The following is a 17,420-nucleotide window of genomic DNA, read 5'->3' as shown; positions in this document are numbered from 1 at the left end:
CCTTGTGAAGCGGAAGAGGGCGGTTACCGCCGTGTCGCCACAGTCCCCCAACACCTCGAGCGTCTCGACCGACGAGCAGGACGGGCAGGGAAGTAGCCCTGCCGCTGCCTTCGGCCCCAATGAGTGGCTCGTCGACGAGATCTACCAGCAGTACCTCCAGGACCCGAACTCGGTCGACCGAGCCTGGTGGGACTTCTTCGCCGACTACAAGCCGGGCCAGGACACCGGTTCCGCGGTGGCCGCGCCACCACAGGGAGTGACCGGAGGCGCTGCCCCGGCTCCCGCCGCGAAGGCCCCGGCCCCGGCCAAGCCCGCGGACGCGGCCCCGGCCGCGAAGCCCGCGGACGCCCAGCCCGCGGCTGCCCGGCCCGCCGCCGCTGCTCCGGCGCCCGCGAAGCCCGCCGCGGCCCCCGCGGCGAAGGCTCCGGCCCCGGCCAGGCCCGCGCCGGCCAAGCCGACCCCCGCCGAGCCCACGGTCTCCGCGAAGCCCGCGAAGGCCGAGCCGGCCGCCGGTCCCGAGCTGGTCACGCTGCGCGGCCCGTCCGCCGCCGTCGCGAAGAACATGAACGCGTCGCTGGAGCTGCCGACGGCCACCTCGGTCCGCGCGGTTCCGGTCAAGCTGCTGTTCGACCAGCGCATCGTGATCAACAACCACCTCAAGCGCGCCCGCGGCGGCAAGGTGTCCTTCACGCACCTCATCGGCTACGCCATGGTGCAGGCGCTGAAGGCGATGCCCTCGATGAACTACTCGTTCACCGAGAAGGACGGCAAGCCGACCCTGGTCAAGCCGGAGCACATCAACCTCGGCCTCGCCATCGACCTGGTCAAGCCCAACGGCGACCGCCAGCTCGTCGTCGCGGCGATCAAGAAGGCCGAGACGCTGAACTTCTTCGAGTTCTGGCAGGCCTACGAGGACATCGTCCGCCGCGCCCGCGCGAACAAGCTGACGATGGAGGACTTCACCGGCGTCACCGCCTCCCTCACCAACCCCGGCGGCATCGGCACCGTGCACTCCGTGCCGCGGCTGATGCCCGGCCAGGGCCTGATCGTGGGCGTCGGCGCGATGGAGTACCCCGCCGAGTTCCAGGGCACCTCCCAGGACACCCTGAACAAGCTGGGCGTCTCCAAGGTCATGACGCTGACCAGCACCTATGACCACCGGGTGATCCAGGGCGCCGCCTCCGGCGAGTTCCTGCGGATCATGAACCAGCTGCTGCTCGGCGAGAACGACTTCTACGACGAGATCTTCAAGGCGCTGCGCATCCCCTACGAGCCGGTCCGCTGGCTCAAGGACATCGACGTCAGCCACGACGACGACGTCACCAAGGCGGCCCGGGTCTTCGACCTGATCCACGCCTACCGGGTCCGCGGCCACGTCATGGCCGACACCGACCCGCTGGAGTACCGCCAGCGCAAGCACCCCGACCTCGACATCATCGAGCACGGGCTCACCTTGTGGGACCTGGAGCGCGAGTTCGCGGTCGGCGGCTTCGCGGGCAAGTCCATGATGAAGCTGCGCGACATCCTGGGCGTGCTGCGCGACTCGTACTGCCGCACCACCGGCATCGAGTTCATGCACATCCAGGACCCGAAGCAGCGCAAGTGGATCCAGGACCGCGTCGAGCGCAGCCACGACAAGCCGGAGCGCGAGGAGCAGCTGCGCATCCTGCGGCGGCTCAACGCGGCCGAGGCGTTCGAGACCTTCCTCCAGACGAAGTACGTCGGCCAGAAGCGGTTCTCCCTGGAGGGCGGCGAGTCCGTCATCCCGCTGCTGGACGCGGTGCTGGACGCGGCCGCCGAGTCGCGCCTGGACGAGGTCGTCATCGGCATGGCCCACCGCGGCCGCCTCAACGTCCTCGCCAACATCGTCGGCAAGTCGTACGCGCAGATCTTCCGCGAGTTCGAGGGCAACCTCGACCCGAAGTCGATGCACGGCTCCGGCGACGTCAAGTACCACCTGGGCGCCGAGGGCACCTTCACCGGCCTCGACGGCGAGCAGATCCAGGTCTCGCTGACCGCCAACCCCTCCCACCTGGAGGCGGTGGACCCGGTCCTGGAGGGCGTCGCCCGCGCCAAGCAGGACATCATCGGCAAGGCCGGCACGGACTTCACCGTCCTGCCCGTCGCCCTCCACGGCGACGCCGCCTTCGCCGGTCAGGGCGTGGTCGCCGAGACGCTGAACATGTCGCAGCTGCGCGGCTACCGCACCGGCGGCACCGTGCACATCGTCATCAACAACCAGGTCGGCTTCACCGCCGCCCCGGCCGCGTCCCGCTCCTCGATGTACGCCACCGACGTGGCGCGCATGATCGAGGCACCGATCTTCCACGTCAACGGCGACGACCCCGAGGCCGTCGTCCGCGTCGCCCGGCTGGCCTTCGAGTTCCGCCAGGCGTTCAACAAGGACGTGGTCATCGACCTCATCTGCTACCGCCGCCGCGGCCACAACGAGACCGACAACCCCGGTTTCACCCAGCCGCTGATGTACGACCTGATCGACAAGAAGCGCTCGGTGCGCAAGCTCTACACCGAGTCGCTGATCGGGCGCGGCGACATCACCCTGGAAGAGGCCGAGCAGGCGCTCCAGGACTTCCAGGGCCAGCTGGAGAAGGTCTTCACCGAGGTCCGCGACGCGGTCTCGACCCCGGCCCAGCCCGAGGTCCCCGAACCGCGGCCGGAGTTCCCGGTCGCGGTGCAGACGGCGGTCTCCCAGGAGGTCGTCAAGCGGATCGCCGAGTCCCAGGTCAACACCCCCGACCGGATCACCGTCCACCCGCGGCTGCTCCCGCAGCTCCAGCGGCGCGCGGCGATGATCGAGGACGACACGATCGACTGGGGCATGGGCGAGACCCTCGCCATCGGCTCGCTGCTCATGGAGGGCACCCCGGTCCGGCTCGCCGGACAGGACTCCCGCCGCGGCACCTTCGGCCAGCGCCACGCGGTGCTCGTCGACCGCGAGACCGGCGACGACTACACCCCGCTGCTCTACCTCTCCGAGGACCAGGCCCGCTACAACGTCTACGACTCGCTGCTCAGCGAGTACGCGGCGATGGGCTTCGAGTACGGCTACTCGCTGGCCCGCCCGGAGTCGCTGGTCCTGTGGGAGGCGCAGTTCGGTGACTTCGTCAACGGCGCGCAGACCATCGTCGACGAGTTCATCTCGTCCGCCGAGCAGAAGTGGGGCCAGACGTCCGGCGTCACGCTGCTGCTGCCGCACGGCTACGAGGGCCAGGGGCCGGACCACTCGTCGGCCCGGATCGAGCGCTTCCTCCAGCTGTGCGCGCAGAACAACATGACGGTCGCCATGCCGACGCTGCCGTCGAACTACTTCCACCTGCTGCGCTGGCAGGTCCACAACCCGCACCACAGGCCGCTGGTCGTCTTCACCCCGAAGTCGATGCTGCGCCTGAAGGCCGCGGCGTCGAAGACCGAGGAGTTCACCTCCGGCGCCTTCCGCCCCGTCATCGGCGACGAGACGGTGGACCCGGCGGGCGTCCGCAAGGTGATCTTCTGCTCCGGCAAGGTCTACTACGACCTGGACGCGGAGCGTCAGAAGCGCGGTGCGCAGGACACGGCCATCATCCGGCTGGAGCGGCTCTACCCGCTGCCGGGCGCCGAGGTCCAGGCCGAGATCGCCAAGTTCTCGGGCGTCGAGAAGTTCGTCTGGGCGCAGGAGGAACCGGCCAACCAGGGCGGCTGGCCGTTCATGGCGCTCAACCTGATCGACCACCTGGAGCTGGCGGTCGGCGAGGACGTCCCGGCGGCCGAGCGGCTGGTCCGCGTGTCGCGTCCGCACTCGTCCTCGCCCGCGGTGGGGTCGAACAAGCGGCACCAGACGGAGCAGCAGGCGCTGGTGAACGAGGCCTTCGAGATCTGAGGGTCCCTGTACGCACCGGAAGGCCCGGCTCCCGCGCATCGCGGGGCCGGGCCTTCCGGCGTACGGCGTTGCTAGATCGGCAGCGGCTCGAAGTCCCAAAGGGGCCGGATGCGGTCACGGGCCGCCACGGTCTCGGGATGGTCCGGCCCCAAAACGGTGTTCAACCCGCGCACGGCCACCTCCTCGACCACATCCGCCTCGTCCCGTCCGCCGCGGATCGCGCGCAGGTCCGCGGCCAGCGCGACCTGGGCCAGCAGGGTCAGCGGATGCCGCTCCCCCAGCACCTTGGCGGCCCGGTGTGCGGTCTCCCGGCTCATCGCGCAGGCGTCTGTGGGTGACTGGATCGCCGAGGCGTTGAGCGCGATGCCCAGCGTCCAGGGGTGGCGGGGCCCGAGCGCGGTAGTCATGTCCGCCAGGGTCTCTTCCAGCGCCCGCGCCCTGTCGTCCGCTCCCATGAGGACCAGCGCGCGGTTCGCCCGCGCTCCGATGGTGTAGGGATGCCGGGCCCCCAGCCATCCGTCGTAACGGGCCGCCAGGCGCTCGCTGATCTCCGCCGCTTGCCCCAGGTTCCCGGTTCGCCGCAGGTTGCGGGCGAGACCCGAGGCGATCACAAGGGATGCCGGGGCCTCTGCGCCGAGTACACGCTCCGCGCGCCGGCACACGTCGCGGATCCGGCGCAGGCCGGTTTTCGTGGCGCCATACGACCACTCGCACAATCCGCGGTGATACGCGGCGACCAGCGTCCACGGGTGCTCATCACCCAGGACCTCGCGATGCCGCTTGCCACTGGCCTTCTGGAGGAGCAGGGCGTCCTCGTAGCGGCCGGAAAGCCGTAGATCGTAGGCGAGGTCGGTCTCGGCCGACAGAGTCGGCAGCGCCCCCGGGCCCAACTCGTCCCGTAGGCCCTCCAAGACGATTCCGGAGATCTCCGCGGCCTCGGCGCAGCGGCCGAGCATCCGCAGCGAACGTGCCACGCTCCGGTGGCCGAGCCACGCATCCAAGCCGCCGTCCGGGAAGCGCACGGCACACAGGTCGCGTTGCTGGCAGGCCAGCTGGTGGGCCTCGTCATAGCGGCCCAGCCCCCGCAGATCACCGGCGAGCCGGGCCATGGCCAGCGGTGCGCCCGGCGCATCGGCCTCGACGAGGTCCACCAGCACCGACCGGTCCAGCGCCTCGGCCTTGGCGTAGTCGCCGGTCTCGCGCAGCAGCGTGGCGCGGCACACCGTCAGGTCGTGAGCGTCGCCCCCGACGCGTTCGGCGAGACGCATGCCCCTCTCGTAGTCGCCGCTCAGGGTCAGATACCGCACGAACCCGAGGACGGTCCCGCGCGACGTGGTGTCCGAGGACTCCAGATGCGGGAGGAGTTCGGCGTACCGCGGCCAAGTGGTGGGGTCATCGGGGCGGCCCGGGTCCGCCATGGCGAGTGCCCTGCGCACCAACCGGGCATTCCTGGGCGCCCGCCGCACCGCGTCCCGTACGAAGCGGCTCATCCACACGGCGTCGTCCGCCACCCGCACCACGGACCGCTGCACCAGCTTGCCCATGGCCAGATCCAGTTGGCTCGGATTCTCCAGCAGCGCCGCCACCGCCGGGGAGACCTGGTCCGCCGGGACGGCGCGCAGCAGGGCGAGCGGGACCGGGCCGGGGTCGAAGAGGGCGCACAGGTTCAGCAGTTCGGCCGCGGCCTTGGTGGTCTCCCGCAGCCGGGTGATCAGGTCCTTGAAGGTGGAGGGGTACGGCATCGGGTAGTCCGCCGCGGCCCGCACCGGGTTCGGCTCGCCGTCGCTCACCATGCGGACGTACTCCGCCACCGGTGTCGTCGAGCCGTCCAGCCAGCCCGCCGTCTGGTCCAGCGGCAGCGGCAGGTCCTCGACGGCCGCCGCCAGCAGGTCCGCGTCCTCCGCGCCGATGCGGGGCGCCCGGCGGCGTACGAACGCGACGCTCTCCTCCCGGCTCAGCGGCGGGACGTCCAGCAGCTCGGCGTAGTGGTCGGCCCAGGCCCGGTTGCGCGAGGTGAGCAGCACATGGCCGCGCCCGGCGGGCAGCAGGTCGGCGATGGCCTCCGGGTCGTCGGCACCGTCGAGGACCAGCAGCCAGCGTTCGTACGGATCGCCCCGGCGCAGGGCGTCCAGCGCGGCCCGGACGGAATCACCGTCCGGGGCGAGCGTGGCGAGCCGCCCCTCCAGCATGGGCCGGTCATGCCCGGAGGCCCACCACACCATGTCGTACCGGCCCGCGAAACGGTGGGCGTACTCGGCGGCGAGCTGCGTCTTGCCGATGCCCGGCAGCCCGACGAGCGCGACCACCGCGGTGTCGGCGGGGGCGGCCTCCAGACGGTCGTGCACCGCGACGAGCAGCGCGTCGCGCCCGGTGAAGCGCGGGTTGCGGCGCGGCACTCCGTCCCAGACGTCGGGCACGCTGCCGGGGAAGCGGGGCCCGTGGGTGGCGGTCCCGGGCCAGGCGGGCATTGACACCACCTCCAGCCTGCTCAGCAGGGCATACTCCGCCGCGACCGCCCCCAGCCGCCGCAGATCGAGGGGTGCCAGCGGAACCACGGCGGACGGCAGCGCGCAGTCTCCCACCACGACGGCCGTCGGCAGGTGGGCGGCGCGTCGCATCGTGACGACGTTCTCCTCCCAGTCGATACCCGAGCGGGTTCCGGCGGCGAAGAAGCGGTCGCTGAACAACAGGATCTGGGTGACCTCATCGGTGGAGCGCTTCTCCAGCGCCCCAGGAAGCGCGGGGTCCCAGCGTCGCGCCGCCACCCGCTGGCCATTCCCTCGCAGTACATGGGTGATCCAGTCCGCCCAGGGCCGGTCCTCGTCCGCGTGGACGACGGCGAATGCACGGGGAGCCCGCGAAGGCAGGGCCCCGGAACGGGCACCTTCCTGCCGGGCCCGTAACGCCGTCAGCTCCCGCTCCAGCTCCCGCGCCCAGGCATACGCGTACTGTGCCGGATCCTCGGCCTCGGCCTGCTCCCCGGCCGCCTCCTCCTCCGTCTGCAACTGATGCTCCAGCGCCTCACACCGCCGCTCGGCCTCCAGCGCCTGCCGCCTGGCCTGCGTCAGCTCTCCCTGCAAGCGGGCGACTTCCTCGCGCAGCCGGTCACGTTCCGTGCGTAACCCCTCGTGCTCCCCGCGCAGCCGGTCGACCTCCGCCTCCCGCTCGTTACGCTCCATCGAGGCCGACACCGCTCTCTGCCGCTGCTCGACCTCCATCTCGGCGATGCGCTGTTGCCGTACCAGCAACGCCTCCGACAGCGCCTCCGCCCGCACCTCGGCCTGTTGCCTCTGCCGGTCGGCGTCGGCGAGCTGGTCACGGAGCCGCTGGAGCTCCCAGCCCACCCTGTTGGTGACCTGCAACGCCCGCCGTTGCAGGGCGTGCACATGGGCCGTCACCTCCGGCGAGGAGGCCCGCCCGGTGGCCTTGGCCGCGTGGGTGAGCAGCTGGTCCACGAATTCGGCGGGCGGTACGACGGTCCCGTTGAGATAGCGCGAGACGGTCCCGGCGTCGTAGCGCACCCGTACGGCGAAGACCCGCAGCGAGACCCCCACCGCCCCGAACAGCTCCCGCAGGCTCAGGGCCAGCTCCCGGCACTCCGGCTTCACCTTGTCGGGGATCGGCTTGAGGTCCCCGATCCGCCGCTCCGGCACCAGTTCCCCGCTGGCTACCTCGTCCGTCATGGGCGCCCCTCCCCCGTTGCGGCCGTCTGCAACACGTGCGGTCTGCCGCAACACCCCAGGCCCCGCACATCGTGAACGTACTCCCCGGCGCCCTCGCCGGTCTCACGAAAGCAGGACGAAGATGCCGAACCGCCGCCCCACCGCCCTCCTCACCCTGACCGCAGCCGCCCTCACCGGCGCCGTCCGCGCGGTGGTGTCCTGGCTGCTCAGCCGGACGACGGAATGACCGCGCCGGAGCTGCCGAGCCACGCGGTCTGGCCGTCGGCGGTGACGGTGAGGCCGAAGTCGTACAGCTCGGGCGAACCGGCCTCCCGCCACCACTCGTACGCCCGCTCCAGCTCGCCGAACAGGTCACGCGGGCCCCACTGCTGGACGTGCCCGTCCCGGACGTACGCCCACGAATCGGTGGTGGCGAGCCATCCGTCGCTGGCCCAGTGCACTCCGGGAAGCCGGAGCCCCAGCGCGAAGCGGGCGTGGAAGTCGGTATCGAGGAACGACGGATCGAGTGCGGTCCGGCTGTCGCGGCTCTCCTCCCAGGACGCGGGGGTGTACACCTCATGGAGCGGGTTGTCCGGCCGCCGCTGGCCGCGCAGATCCATGAACGACATCGGCTGATCGAAGTGGCCGCTCGCCGAGGCGCCGTCGTCCGCGACGTGGAGGCGCACCATCCCGTGCGGCTGGAGCGTCGTCTTCCACGGCGTGACGACGAGCCCGCCGGGGCGGGTCTGCTCCACCCAGGCGAAGGGGACACGCTGGAGCGAGGCCGTGCACAGCACCCGGTCGTACGGGGCCCCGGGCGCCCAGCCGCCCTCCCCGTCCGCGACGACCACGCGCGGGCGGTACCCGGCCTCGGCCAGCCGCCGCGTGGCCGCCTCCGCGAGCCCTGCGTCGACCTCCACCGACGTCACGTTCGCCGCACCGGCCCGTTCGCACAGCAGGGCGGCGTTGTAGCCCGTGCCGGTGCCGATCTCCAACACCCGTATACCGGGGCGCACATCCGCGGCGGCGAGCATCGTGAACACGGCGTCGGGGGCGCTGATGGAGCTGGTCGGCAGCGTGCCCTCGGTCCCGGCCGCCCCGTCGTCGACCTGAGTGACGACGGACGCCAGCGGATCGTGGACCAGCGCGGCCCAGGCGCCGGGGTCATCGGCGGCGCGCAGCGGACGGTAGGCGTCGTCTCGCCACACCCACACCGTGTCGGGGAGGAAGGCGTGGCGCGGCACCTTGAGAAACGCCTCCCGCATCCACGGCTCGGCAAATCCCTCCAGGCCGTCGAGTGCCTCGGCGGCCTGGACCCGAAGCGCGTCGTGGCTCATCCGCGATGCGTCCCGCCTCCGGGCCTCGACACATCCGGATGCTGACCGTCGCTGTCCCGTGGCGACGGCTGCGGAGGCTGCGGGTTCGGCGCCGGCGGCTTCCCGTGATCACCCATGGAATTGGTCCCTTCGATTGCCCGTATCACCAGCGTGCCGCTCCGGGGAAGCTCCCGATTCCCCATCAGAGGTATCCCCATGATGGGTACAATCCGGCTTGAGACTGCTGATATCCCCTTCTCGCCACCGGAACTCGGGAATCACATGTCCAACTACCTCTCACCCGCCGCACTTCCTCCCCACGTCCTCGATCGCTCCGACGTACGGAGGGCGCTGGAGCGCCATGATTTCGGGACCGTCTTCAAGCTGGCCCGGCAATGGGGCGGGATCAACTTCTCGAAGATCGCGGACGCCTGCGGCATCAAGCCGGAGCGCGTGGGCAAGGCCCGGGGCGAGGGCTCGATCACGACGTACGAAAAGATCACGCAGATCGCCGACGCATTACGCATCCCAGGCCACCTGGTGGGCCTCAGCCCCCGCCCCTGGGAAAGCGACCAGCCACGAGCGGCCGCTGACGAAACGGCCCCCATCGCATCGCTCGAGCTGCCGTCCCTCGCCCCGGATCCCGATCTGCTCGATCGGTTGACGAAGACCGTACGGGGCGACGCCCGCGCCGACAGCGCGACCCTCGACTGGCTCGACCGCCTGCTCGCCGAGCACCGTAAGGCGGAGGACGACATCGGTTCGCGCCCGCTCGTCGGGATCATGCGGCAGCAGTTGACCACCGTGGTCGGCCTCCACGACGCGTCCACGGGGAGCGTGGCCACCCGCGTCGTACGGCTCGCCTCCGAGCACGCGCAGTTCCTCGCGTGGATGGCGCAGGACCAGGGGATCTCATCGGCCGCTCTGGCCTGGTACGACCGTTCCCACGATTGGGCCATGGAAGCGGGTGACGCCGACATGGCGGCCACGACGCTCAGTATGAAGGCACACCTGGCCTGGTCGGCGGGCGACGGCCGCCGCTGCGCCCGACTGGCGCAGGCCGCCCGCTGGGCCTCCCCCGGGACCTCACGGGGCGTCCAGGGCATGGCGGCCCAGATGGAGGCCCGCGGACACGCGCTGAACGGGGAAGCCGACGCGGCGCATCGTCTCCTCGACGAGGCGCAGCACCTCATCGCCCGCGCCGCCGAGCGGCCGGAGGACGAGCCGCCCTGGATGTACTTCTACGGCGAGAACTGGTTCACCCTTCAGCGCGGCATGGCCGAGATGCATCTGCACCGCTGGGACACCGCCGTCGATCTGCTGCGCACCGGCGTTGACGCGCTTTCCACCCAGTACCGACGCGATCGAGCCTGGTTCAGCGCGTGCCTCGCGCACGCGCTCGCAGCCGCCGGTCAAGCCGACGCGGCCGCGGACACCGCGCTCGGCTGCACCGCCGACGCCTCGGACGTGGGGCGGCCGCACGCCTGGAACGAGTTGAACACCACCGCCGTGCTGCTCCTCCGGCGCGGGGCGCCCCAGGCGCGGGGCCTGATCGACGCACTGGCCGACTGCGGCTGAGTGTCCGGGCGGGGCCGCATATCCTGGGCCGGTAGGTCCACCACACCCACCCCGGAGCGAACCCTTGTACTTCACCGACCGCGGCATCGAGGAGCTGGAGCAGCGACGCGGCGACGAGCAGGTCACCTTCGAGTGGCTCGCCGAGCAGCTGCGGACGTTCGTCGACCTGAACCCGGACTTCGAAGTGCCGGTGGAGCGGCTGGCGACCTGGCTGGCGCGGCTCGAGGACGAGGACGACGACATCTGAGGACGTCGCCGGAGCCGGGGGCACCGGCGTCGGCGCAAGCGCAGGCGTAGGCGTTACGCCACTACCGGGCCGCGGCCCGGGGTGCCCGCCTCGTGGTCGAGGCGGGGGTCGGAGACCAGGACGGCCTGCTGGAGGCGCTGGAGCTTGGCGGAGGGCTCCAGTCCCAGTTCCTCGGTCATGGTCATGCGCAGCCGCTGGTAGACGCCGAGGGCGCGGGTGCGCTGGCCGGAGCGGTGGAGGGCCAGCATGTACTGGCTGTGCAGGCCCTCGTGGAAGCGGTGTTCGACGACGAGCGAGGCGAGGTCGCTGAGCACTTCGAGATGGCTGCCGAGCCGCAGCCGGGTCTCGATGCCGCGCTCGATGACGGTGAGCCGGGACTGCTCCAGCCGGGCGACCTCGGCCTGGAGCGGGCGGCCGTGCGGGGTGACGTCGACCAGGGCGGGGCCCTGCCAGAGGGCGAGGGCCTGCCGGAAGGCGGTGTCGGCGGCGCGTTCGTCGCCGACCTCCAGGGCGCATTCGGCCTGGGCGACGAGGGCGCGGTAGTCGTGGACGTCGAGCTGGTTGGGGCGCAAAACTAACGCATAGCCGCCGGGCCTGGTCTGGAGGACGTCACGGGTGACCGCGGCGGAGGACGTGCCGAGCACCTGGGCGAGCAGTTTGCGCAGGTGCAGGATGTACGTCTGGAGCGTGGTGAGCCCGGTGCGCGGCGGCTGGTCGCCCCACAGCTCTGTCATCAGCGACTGCACCGGCACCATGCGGCCGTCGCTGAGCAGCAGCAAGGACAGGACTTTGCGCGGTTTCATCGCGCTGGGGACTCCGGACAGAGCGCCGTGGCGCAGGGTCAGCGGTCCGAGAACGTTCGCACGCATGGGTGCCACCTCCTCGCACGTCATGTGCGGTACGCGCGGACAATCAGGTCGGCGGCCTTCTCGCAGATGGCCGTGGCATCGACGGCGGCGATCGGGCGGGTGCCGTACATCGACTGGTACAGGCCCTGCTGGACGACCAGGGCCACGAACTGCTGGGCGGCGGAGGCGGGGTCGGGGACGTCCAGCTCGCCCCGGTCGGTGCGGCGGCCGAGCATTTCGGCCAGGTACTTCACCATTTGCTGGGGCTCGCCCTCGGCGCAGGCCGGGCGCAGCGCGGGGTGGCGGGCGACTTCGGCGATGATCAGGCGGCGCAGCGCGGAGGCACGTTCGTCGAGGAGTACGTCGAGGACGCGGTGGCCGAAGGCGGTGAGTGCCGCGCGGACGTCCCGCTCGTCGTCCTGCGCGGAGGGGGCGCTGAGCGACGCGGGGGCGAAGCCCGCGGCGACCCGCTCCCGTTCACCGTCGACGGCGGCGAGGAACAGCCGCTCCTTGTCGCCGAAGTGGTTGTAGACGGTCTGCTTGGAGACCCTGGCCTGGTCCGCTATGACGTCGACACCGGCCCGTGTGTAGCCCTCGCGCAGGAAGACGGCGACGGCCGCCTCCAATATCGCCTGGCGCTTGGCGGGTTGCGGGCCCGCCGGCCGTCCCGCGGCACCGCGCCGCGGACCGTTGTCCGTCCGCAACGGTCCAACCTCCTCGCTGTCAGCCGGCCTTGCCCTCGATGGACCTGTGAGTCTAGCCTTCCATCACTGCGATGGACTAGCCCGTCCAGTCCATTTAATTCACCATCGCGTACGCACCCTGAGGAGAAGCTCCATGAGCGCACCGGAGAACAGCGATGCCCTGCGGCACCTCACCCTCGCGCCGGAGGCGCAGAACCAGCTGTTCCTGGAGGCCCGTACGGCCAACACCTTCACCGACGAGCCGGTGACCGAGGACCAGGTCCGCGCCATCTACGAGCTGACGAAGTACGCGCCCACCTCGATGAACCAGCAGCCGCTGCGCATCGTCATGGTGCGGTCGGAGGAGGCCCGCGGACGGCTGGTGACGCACATGACGGGGCGTAACCAGGAGAAGACGGCGAAGGCGCCGCTGGTGGCCGTCCTCGCCGCGGACCTGGACTTCCACGAGGAGCTGCCGCGGCTCGTGCCGTTCATGGAGAACCCGCAGGCCATCTTCGCGGACCCGGGCATGCGGGAGGGGTCCGCGCGGTTCAACGCCGCGCTCCAGGTGGGCTACTTCATCCTCGGCGTGCGCGCCGCCGGGCTGGCCGCCGGACCCATGATCGGCTTCGATGCCGCCGCCGTGTCGAAGGAGTTCTTCAGCGACGGCCGCCACCGGGCGATCTGCGTCGTCAACATCGGCAAGCCGGGCCCGGACGCCTGGATGGGCCGTCTGCCGCGGCTGGAGTACGACGAGGTCGTCACCACCGTCTGACCCACGATCGGTTCCCCCCACAGGCGGGCCGCCCGCCCTCGCGGCAACGAGGGCGGGCGGCCTGAGTCCGTGGAGAAGCGGTCGTCGTCAGCTTTCGATCAGGTCGTGGAACGCCACGGTGTCGAAGATGTCCTCCATCCTCGTCGCCTTGCCGTCCCGCATCGTCCACGAGTGGACGAAGTCCAGGGTCACGGTTCTGCCGCCGCGCGACGTCACGTCCCGGGTGCCGAACACCACGACCCGGTCGCCCTGCTCGATGAACTCCTCCGGCGCGAGCGTCATCCCGCCCAGCACGCTCGGGACGTGCGCCAGGAACTCCTTGATCCCCGCGTGGCCCAGCTTGGTGCCGCCGAGGCCGTACTTCGCCATCCCGGCCGGGTGGACCCACTCGACGTCCGGGTGCATGGCCGACAGGATCCCCTCGATGTCGCGGTCCCGGAATCCCGCGTAGGCGGCACGGATGGCCTCGATGTTTCGTGATGCCACGGTCTTCGTCCTCCTCAGGCGGCGTACTGCGGCTTGATGTGCTCGGGGTACAGGGCGTGGAGCGTGCGGCGTACGCCCTCGCGCCACGGCACCCGGCACGGCCCGGTGATCTCCCGGCGGCGCGCGGGGGCGAACTGGTACGTCTCCCTCGTCACCTCGCTCGGGACGAGCCGCGCCTCGATCCCGCTCAGCTCCTCCAGGTACCGCACCAGATCGGTCATCCCGACCGGCTCGTCGCCGCCCCAGTTGACGAGGGTGGCCGGGGACGCCGCGGCCGCCCACAGCGCGGGGACCTGGGCGACCAGGTCGTCGGTGTGCAGCAGCGAGCACCAGTTCTGGCCCTCGACGGGCACCGGGATCGGCTCGCCCGCGAGCATCCGCTTGAAGTACAGCATCGGCACCCCGCCGTAGCCGCCCGGGCCGTACGCGATGTTGAGCCGGGCGATGGTGGTCGGCAGGTTCAGCACCCCGGCGAACGCGCGCGCCGTGCCCTCGGCGGCGATCTTGCCCACGGGGTAGCAGGGCAGCCAGTCGGCCACGCCGTCGATGGGGTCGTCCTCGGCATACGGGTGGTCGAGGGTCTGCCGCTTGTAGAGCGCGCCGGTCGAGACGAACAGGAACGATTCGGCGGTGCGGCAGTGGGTCATCAGCCGTCCGGTGGCGATGGAGTTGACCTCGACGGCGGCGTTGTAGTCGCCGTCCTCGCCGCGCCGCACCGCAGAGTGGAAGACATGGGTGAAGTCGTCCGGCAGCCCCTCGTACCCCGACTCCCCCAGGTCGTTCATGTCCCAGCGGAAGGTGGTGATGCCGCGGGCGCGCAGTTCCTCCTCGACGCCGGGGGTGCCGAACCGGCCCAGGCACCACACCTCGTTGTGTGCCGCCAGCGCCTCGGCCACCGGCCGGGCGACCTGCCCGGTGGCGCCGGTGACCAGGATCTTCTTGCCTTCCACCGTGCTCTTCTCCTCTGTTGTGCCTACCGTGCCGCGGTCCGCGGTGGCTCCGGTCATCCGTCGCCCAGCGCGCGGTCCAGCTCCTTGCGGAGGATGGCCTGGAAGGCCGCGACGTGCTGGGGACCCATGAGGGTGTAGTGCTCACCGGGTACGTCGATGTACCGGTTCGGCTCCGTGGTGTGCTCGTCCCATCTGCGGAGCTCGTTGTTCAGCCAGTCCTCCTTGGTGCCGCGCAGCGGGATGGCGTAGAAGACCGTCATGGACCGGGTGGTGCCGCTGGGCTGGTAGGTGCGGCCCAGGCCGGTGAGCCCGTGGGCCAGCTCCGCCCAGGCGGAGAACTTGTCCAGGTCCAGGTCGAGTTCGGCCAGCCGCCGCTGCGGGGCGATCCCCAGCAGATGCGCGAGCTGTTCCCGCCGGGGCAGGGCGCGCAGCTCGCCCGGGAGGTCGAGGGACTGCTTCTTGTTGATCAGGTCGAGGAAGAAGGCCAGGTTGGCGGCGGTCTCGACGAAGTCGAGTTCGTCCATGCGGTACTTGATGTGCGGCGGCAGGTTGAAGCTGCCGGTGAAGTCGACGCGCTCGCCTTCCGCCTCCAGCGCCTTGGCGATCTCGAAGGCCACGGCGCCGCCGTACGAATACCCGGCGATCGCGTACGGGCCGTGCGGCTGCCGGGCGCGGATGGCCCGCACATAGCAGTCCACCATCTCCTGGAAGCTCTCGAAGGGCCTCTCCCCCTCGTTGAACCCGCGGGCGCGCAGCGCGTAGAACGGCCGGTCGCCGACGAAGTACTTGGCGAGGTTGACGAAGACCAGGACCTCGCCGACGCCCGGGTGCACACAGAACAGCGGGGTCTTCGCGCCGCCCGTCTGGAGCGGCACGATCGGGTCGTACGCCTCGGCATCGGGCGTGCCGCCCCCGGTCAGCCGGGCGGCGAGCTGCCGCACCGAGGGCGCCGTGAGCACGGTGATGATCGGCAGATCCGCCACCCCGAGCCGCCGGGTGACCTGGTGCCGCAGCCGCAGGATGTCCAGTGAGGTGCCGCCGAGGTCGAAGAAGCTCGCCGTCGCGCTGATGCCCTCCGGGTCGGTGTCGAACATCTCGGCGTAGATCTCGGCGAGGATCCGTTCCGTCTCGCCCTCGGGCGGGGTGTAACCGCCCAGGCGCCGGGTGGTCAGCTCCGCCACCCGCGCGATGACGTCGTCGAAGCCGCCGGACTCCAGCCGCTTCCGCATCCGCCGGCGCAGCGTCTTGCCCAGACTGGTCTTGGGGAACGCGTCCTTGGGCAGCGGCAGGATGAGGAACGGGCGGAAGCCCCAGTGGATCACCACGGTGGAGCGCACCGCGGTGATCAGGCGGTGCAGTCCCGGCTCGTCGTCATCCGCGAGTTCGGGGTGGACCGCGATCACCAACTGCTCGGTGTCGCTGCCCGGGCGGCGGGTGGGGAACGCCGCGACATAGCCGCCCGCCACCCCGTCGAGCTGCTCCAGCGCGGCCTCGATCTCGTGGCTGAAGTAGTTGACGCCGTTGACGATGATGCTGTCCTTGCTGCGTCCGACGAGGGTCAGCCGACCGTTGTCGATGCGGCCGAGGTCGCCGCTGCGGAACCAGCCGTCGGGGGTGAAGGCCTCCTTGGTGGCGGCCTCGTCGCGGTAGTAGCCGCCGGTGATCATCGGCCCGCTGAGCTGGAGCTCCCCGACCTCGCCCGCGGGCAGCGGCCGGTGGTCGTCGTCGGCGACCCGGATGCTCAGCCCCTCGACGGGGGTGCCGAGGTTGGCGAACTCCTGGCCCACGTCGGTGACGGGAAAGGCACGGTTGTACACGGACCCGGCGCAGGTCTCGGTCATCCCGAAGGCGGGCCAGAGGGCGGAGGGCCGCAGGCCGTACGGGGCGTAGTGGGCGAGGAACGCCTCGCCGGTGGCGACGACGTTGGCCTCGCCGCCGCTCACGATATGCCGCAGCGAGCTCAGGTCGAGCGCTTCGCCGCCCGCCGCTATCTCCTCGGGCAGATCCCGCACCGATGTATTCAGCGGGCCGAGGAGAAAATTCGGGGTGAAGGTCATCGTGACCTTGTGACGGGAGATGATGCGGAGGAAATTGAGCGGTTCCTCAAGGACGACCGACGCTTCCGCATGCAATTGTTCGGCGCCGACGTACAGCGGCAGCATATGCGCTTCCAGCAGCGCGGCGACATGGTCGTAGGAAATCCAGTTGAAGGTGGTATCGGCCTCCGTGAGCCGCTGCTTCCCGGCCTTTCCCGCCATGGATGCGAGAAGGTTTCCGTGGGTGAGCATGACCGCTTTGGAATTCCCGGTGGAGCCGGAGGTCAGCACCAGCAGGGCGAGATCCTCCGGTGCCGCGAGGTGCACCTCGGGCGACGATCCGCCGCCGGCGGCGGGTGCGTCCTCCGCGTCCCGCAGGTGCTCCACCGTGGTCACGGCGAGCCCGGGCACGTCCGGCAGCTCGGCGCTCATCGCCTCGGTGGTGACCAGCAGCGGGCGGTCCAACAGCTGGTTGACATGGGAAAGCTGTGCGGACCAGCGAGCCGGGTCGCCGGAGATCGGCACCATCGGGCACGGCACGAACCCGCCCAGCAGGCAGGCCCAGAGGACCGTCAGGAATTCCCGCTGGCCGTCCAGCAGCAGGGCCACCGTGTCGCCCGGCCGCAGCCCGTGCCCGCGGAGCGGTGCGAGGAGTTGCAGCGAGGATTGCAGAAGTTCCGGATAGGACTGGCGTGTTGCGTCGCGCCCCGCCTCGGCGGTCACGTAACGTACCCCGGAATCGGGGTGGTGATGCGCTGCCCGCAAGAGCAACTGGGCAACGGAGCGCAGATCCTGAGAATCGTTTGGTACCGAGTATTTCAAGGGTTGTGACGCCATTACCTTCACTGCCCTCTTCCTTCCCGATTTCTGAAGGCACGAAGGTAACAGCCTCGAACATTCGTATTCCATGACGCTCCACCAGCGCTCTAGTGATGCTCTAGCGGTAATCCCTGGAGCAGCAT

Annotated in this window: 11 protein-coding genes; 4 read left to right on the top strand and 7 right to left on the bottom strand. The window is 70.7% G+C overall.

What is annotated here, in order from left to right; translation table 11 throughout:
• The first annotated feature begins 31 nt into the window (after positions 1–31).
• On the top strand, positions 32–3,877 hold the full coding sequence (locus tag LCH29_RS17640) for a multifunctional oxoglutarate decarboxylase/oxoglutarate dehydrogenase thiamine pyrophosphate-binding subunit/dihydrolipoyllysine-residue succinyltransferase subunit (protein ID WP_446462672.1): 3,846 nt from the start codon (positions 32–34) through the stop codon (positions 3,875–3,877).
• 71 nt (positions 3,878–3,948) lie between these two features.
• On the opposite strand, the gene fxsT is transcribed toward LCH29_RS17640, so the two are convergent.
• A complete protein-coding gene (gene fxsT, locus LCH29_RS17635) occupies positions 3,949–7,560 on the bottom strand; it encodes an FxSxx-COOH system tetratricopeptide repeat protein (protein WP_446462671.1) in 3,612 nt (1,203 codons plus the stop codon).
• A gap of 206 nt (positions 7,561–7,766) precedes the next feature.
• Positions 7,767–8,876 (bottom strand): methyltransferase domain-containing protein, encoded by a 1,110-nt coding sequence (locus LCH29_RS17630; protein ID WP_446462670.1) that lies wholly within the window; start codon positions 8,874–8,876, stop codon positions 7,767–7,769.
• A gap of 261 nt (positions 8,877–9,137) precedes the next feature.
• Here LCH29_RS17630 and LCH29_RS17625 point away from each other — a divergent pair, with 261 nt between their 5' ends.
• Positions 9,138–10,433, top strand: a complete 1,296-nt coding sequence (locus LCH29_RS17625) for an XRE family transcriptional regulator (RefSeq protein ID WP_446462669.1) — start codon at positions 9,138–9,140, stop codon at positions 10,431–10,433.
• Between the two features lie 64 nt (positions 10,434–10,497).
• The gene (locus LCH29_RS17620; RefSeq protein WP_179936725.1) at positions 10,498–10,680 is read left to right on the top strand and encodes a DUF6104 family protein; all 183 of its coding nucleotides are present in this window, start codon (positions 10,498–10,500) and stop codon (positions 10,678–10,680) included.
• A 53-nt stretch (positions 10,681–10,733) separates the two neighbouring features.
• Here the strand turns inward: LCH29_RS17620 and LCH29_RS17615 are convergent, their stop codons facing one another.
• The gene (locus LCH29_RS17615; protein ID WP_446462668.1) at positions 10,734–11,549 is read right to left on the bottom strand and encodes an AfsR/SARP family transcriptional regulator; all 816 of its coding nucleotides are present in this window, start codon (positions 11,547–11,549) and stop codon (positions 10,734–10,736) included.
• A 20-nt stretch (positions 11,550–11,569) separates the two neighbouring features.
• Positions 11,570–12,232 (bottom strand): TetR/AcrR family transcriptional regulator, encoded by a 663-nt coding sequence (locus LCH29_RS17610; RefSeq protein WP_446462667.1) that lies wholly within the window; start codon positions 12,230–12,232, stop codon positions 11,570–11,572.
• A gap of 133 nt (positions 12,233–12,365) precedes the next feature.
• On the opposite strand from LCH29_RS17610, the gene LCH29_RS17605 reads away from it, so the two are divergent.
• A complete protein-coding gene (locus tag LCH29_RS17605; protein WP_446462666.1) occupies positions 12,366–12,986 on the top strand; it encodes a malonic semialdehyde reductase in 621 nt (206 codons plus the stop codon).
• Positions 12,987–13,073: 87 nt separating this feature from the next.
• On the opposite strand, the gene LCH29_RS17600 is transcribed toward LCH29_RS17605, so the two are convergent.
• Genes LCH29_RS17600 through LCH29_RS17590 form a run of 3 tightly spaced genes read right to left on the bottom strand, consistent with a single transcriptional unit; the run spans position 13,074 to position 17,295 of the window.
• On the bottom strand, positions 13,074–13,472 hold the full coding sequence (locus tag LCH29_RS17600) for a nuclear transport factor 2 family protein (protein WP_446462665.1): 399 nt from the start codon (positions 13,470–13,472) through the stop codon (positions 13,074–13,076).
• Positions 13,473–13,486: 14 nt separating this feature from the next.
• Positions 13,487–14,422: an NAD-dependent epimerase/dehydratase family protein gene (locus LCH29_RS17595; protein ID WP_446462664.1), complete on the bottom strand. Its 936-nt coding sequence runs from the start codon at positions 14,420–14,422 to the stop codon at positions 13,487–13,489.
• A 53-nt stretch (positions 14,423–14,475) separates the two neighbouring features.
• Positions 14,476–17,295: an AMP-binding protein gene (locus LCH29_RS17590; RefSeq protein WP_446462663.1), complete on the bottom strand. Its 2,820-nt coding sequence runs from the start codon at positions 17,293–17,295 to the stop codon at positions 14,476–14,478.
• Between the last annotated feature and the right edge of the window lie 125 nt (positions 17,296–17,420).

Source organism: Streptomyces sp. BRA346 (assembly GCF_052851135.1).
Note: the sequence above shows the minus strand (reverse complement) of the source record. Positions and strands in the feature narration are given on the sequence as shown.

Bases quoted from the DNA above. Each gene is read 5' to 3' on its own strand.
- fxsT (WP_446462671.1), bottom strand. From the start codon at position 7,560: ATGACGGACGAGGTAGCCAGCGGGGAACTGGTGCCGGAGCGGCGGATC.
- LCH29_RS17615 (WP_446462668.1), bottom strand. From the start codon at position 11,549: ATGCGTGCGAACGTTCTCGGACCGCTGACCCTGCGCCACGGCGCTCTG.
- LCH29_RS17605 (WP_446462666.1), top strand. From the start codon at position 12,366: ATGAGCGCACCGGAGAACAGCGATGCCCTGCGGCACCTCACCCTCGCG.
- LCH29_RS17625 (WP_446462669.1), top strand. From the start codon at position 9,138: ATGTCCAACTACCTCTCACCCGCCGCACTTCCTCCCCACGTCCTCGAT.
- LCH29_RS17590 (WP_446462663.1), bottom strand. From the start codon at position 17,295: ATGGCGTCACAACCCTTGAAATACTCGGTACCAAACGATTCTCAGGAT.
- LCH29_RS17630 (WP_446462670.1), bottom strand. From the start codon at position 8,876: ATGAGCCACGACGCGCTTCGGGTCCAGGCCGCCGAGGCACTCGACGGC.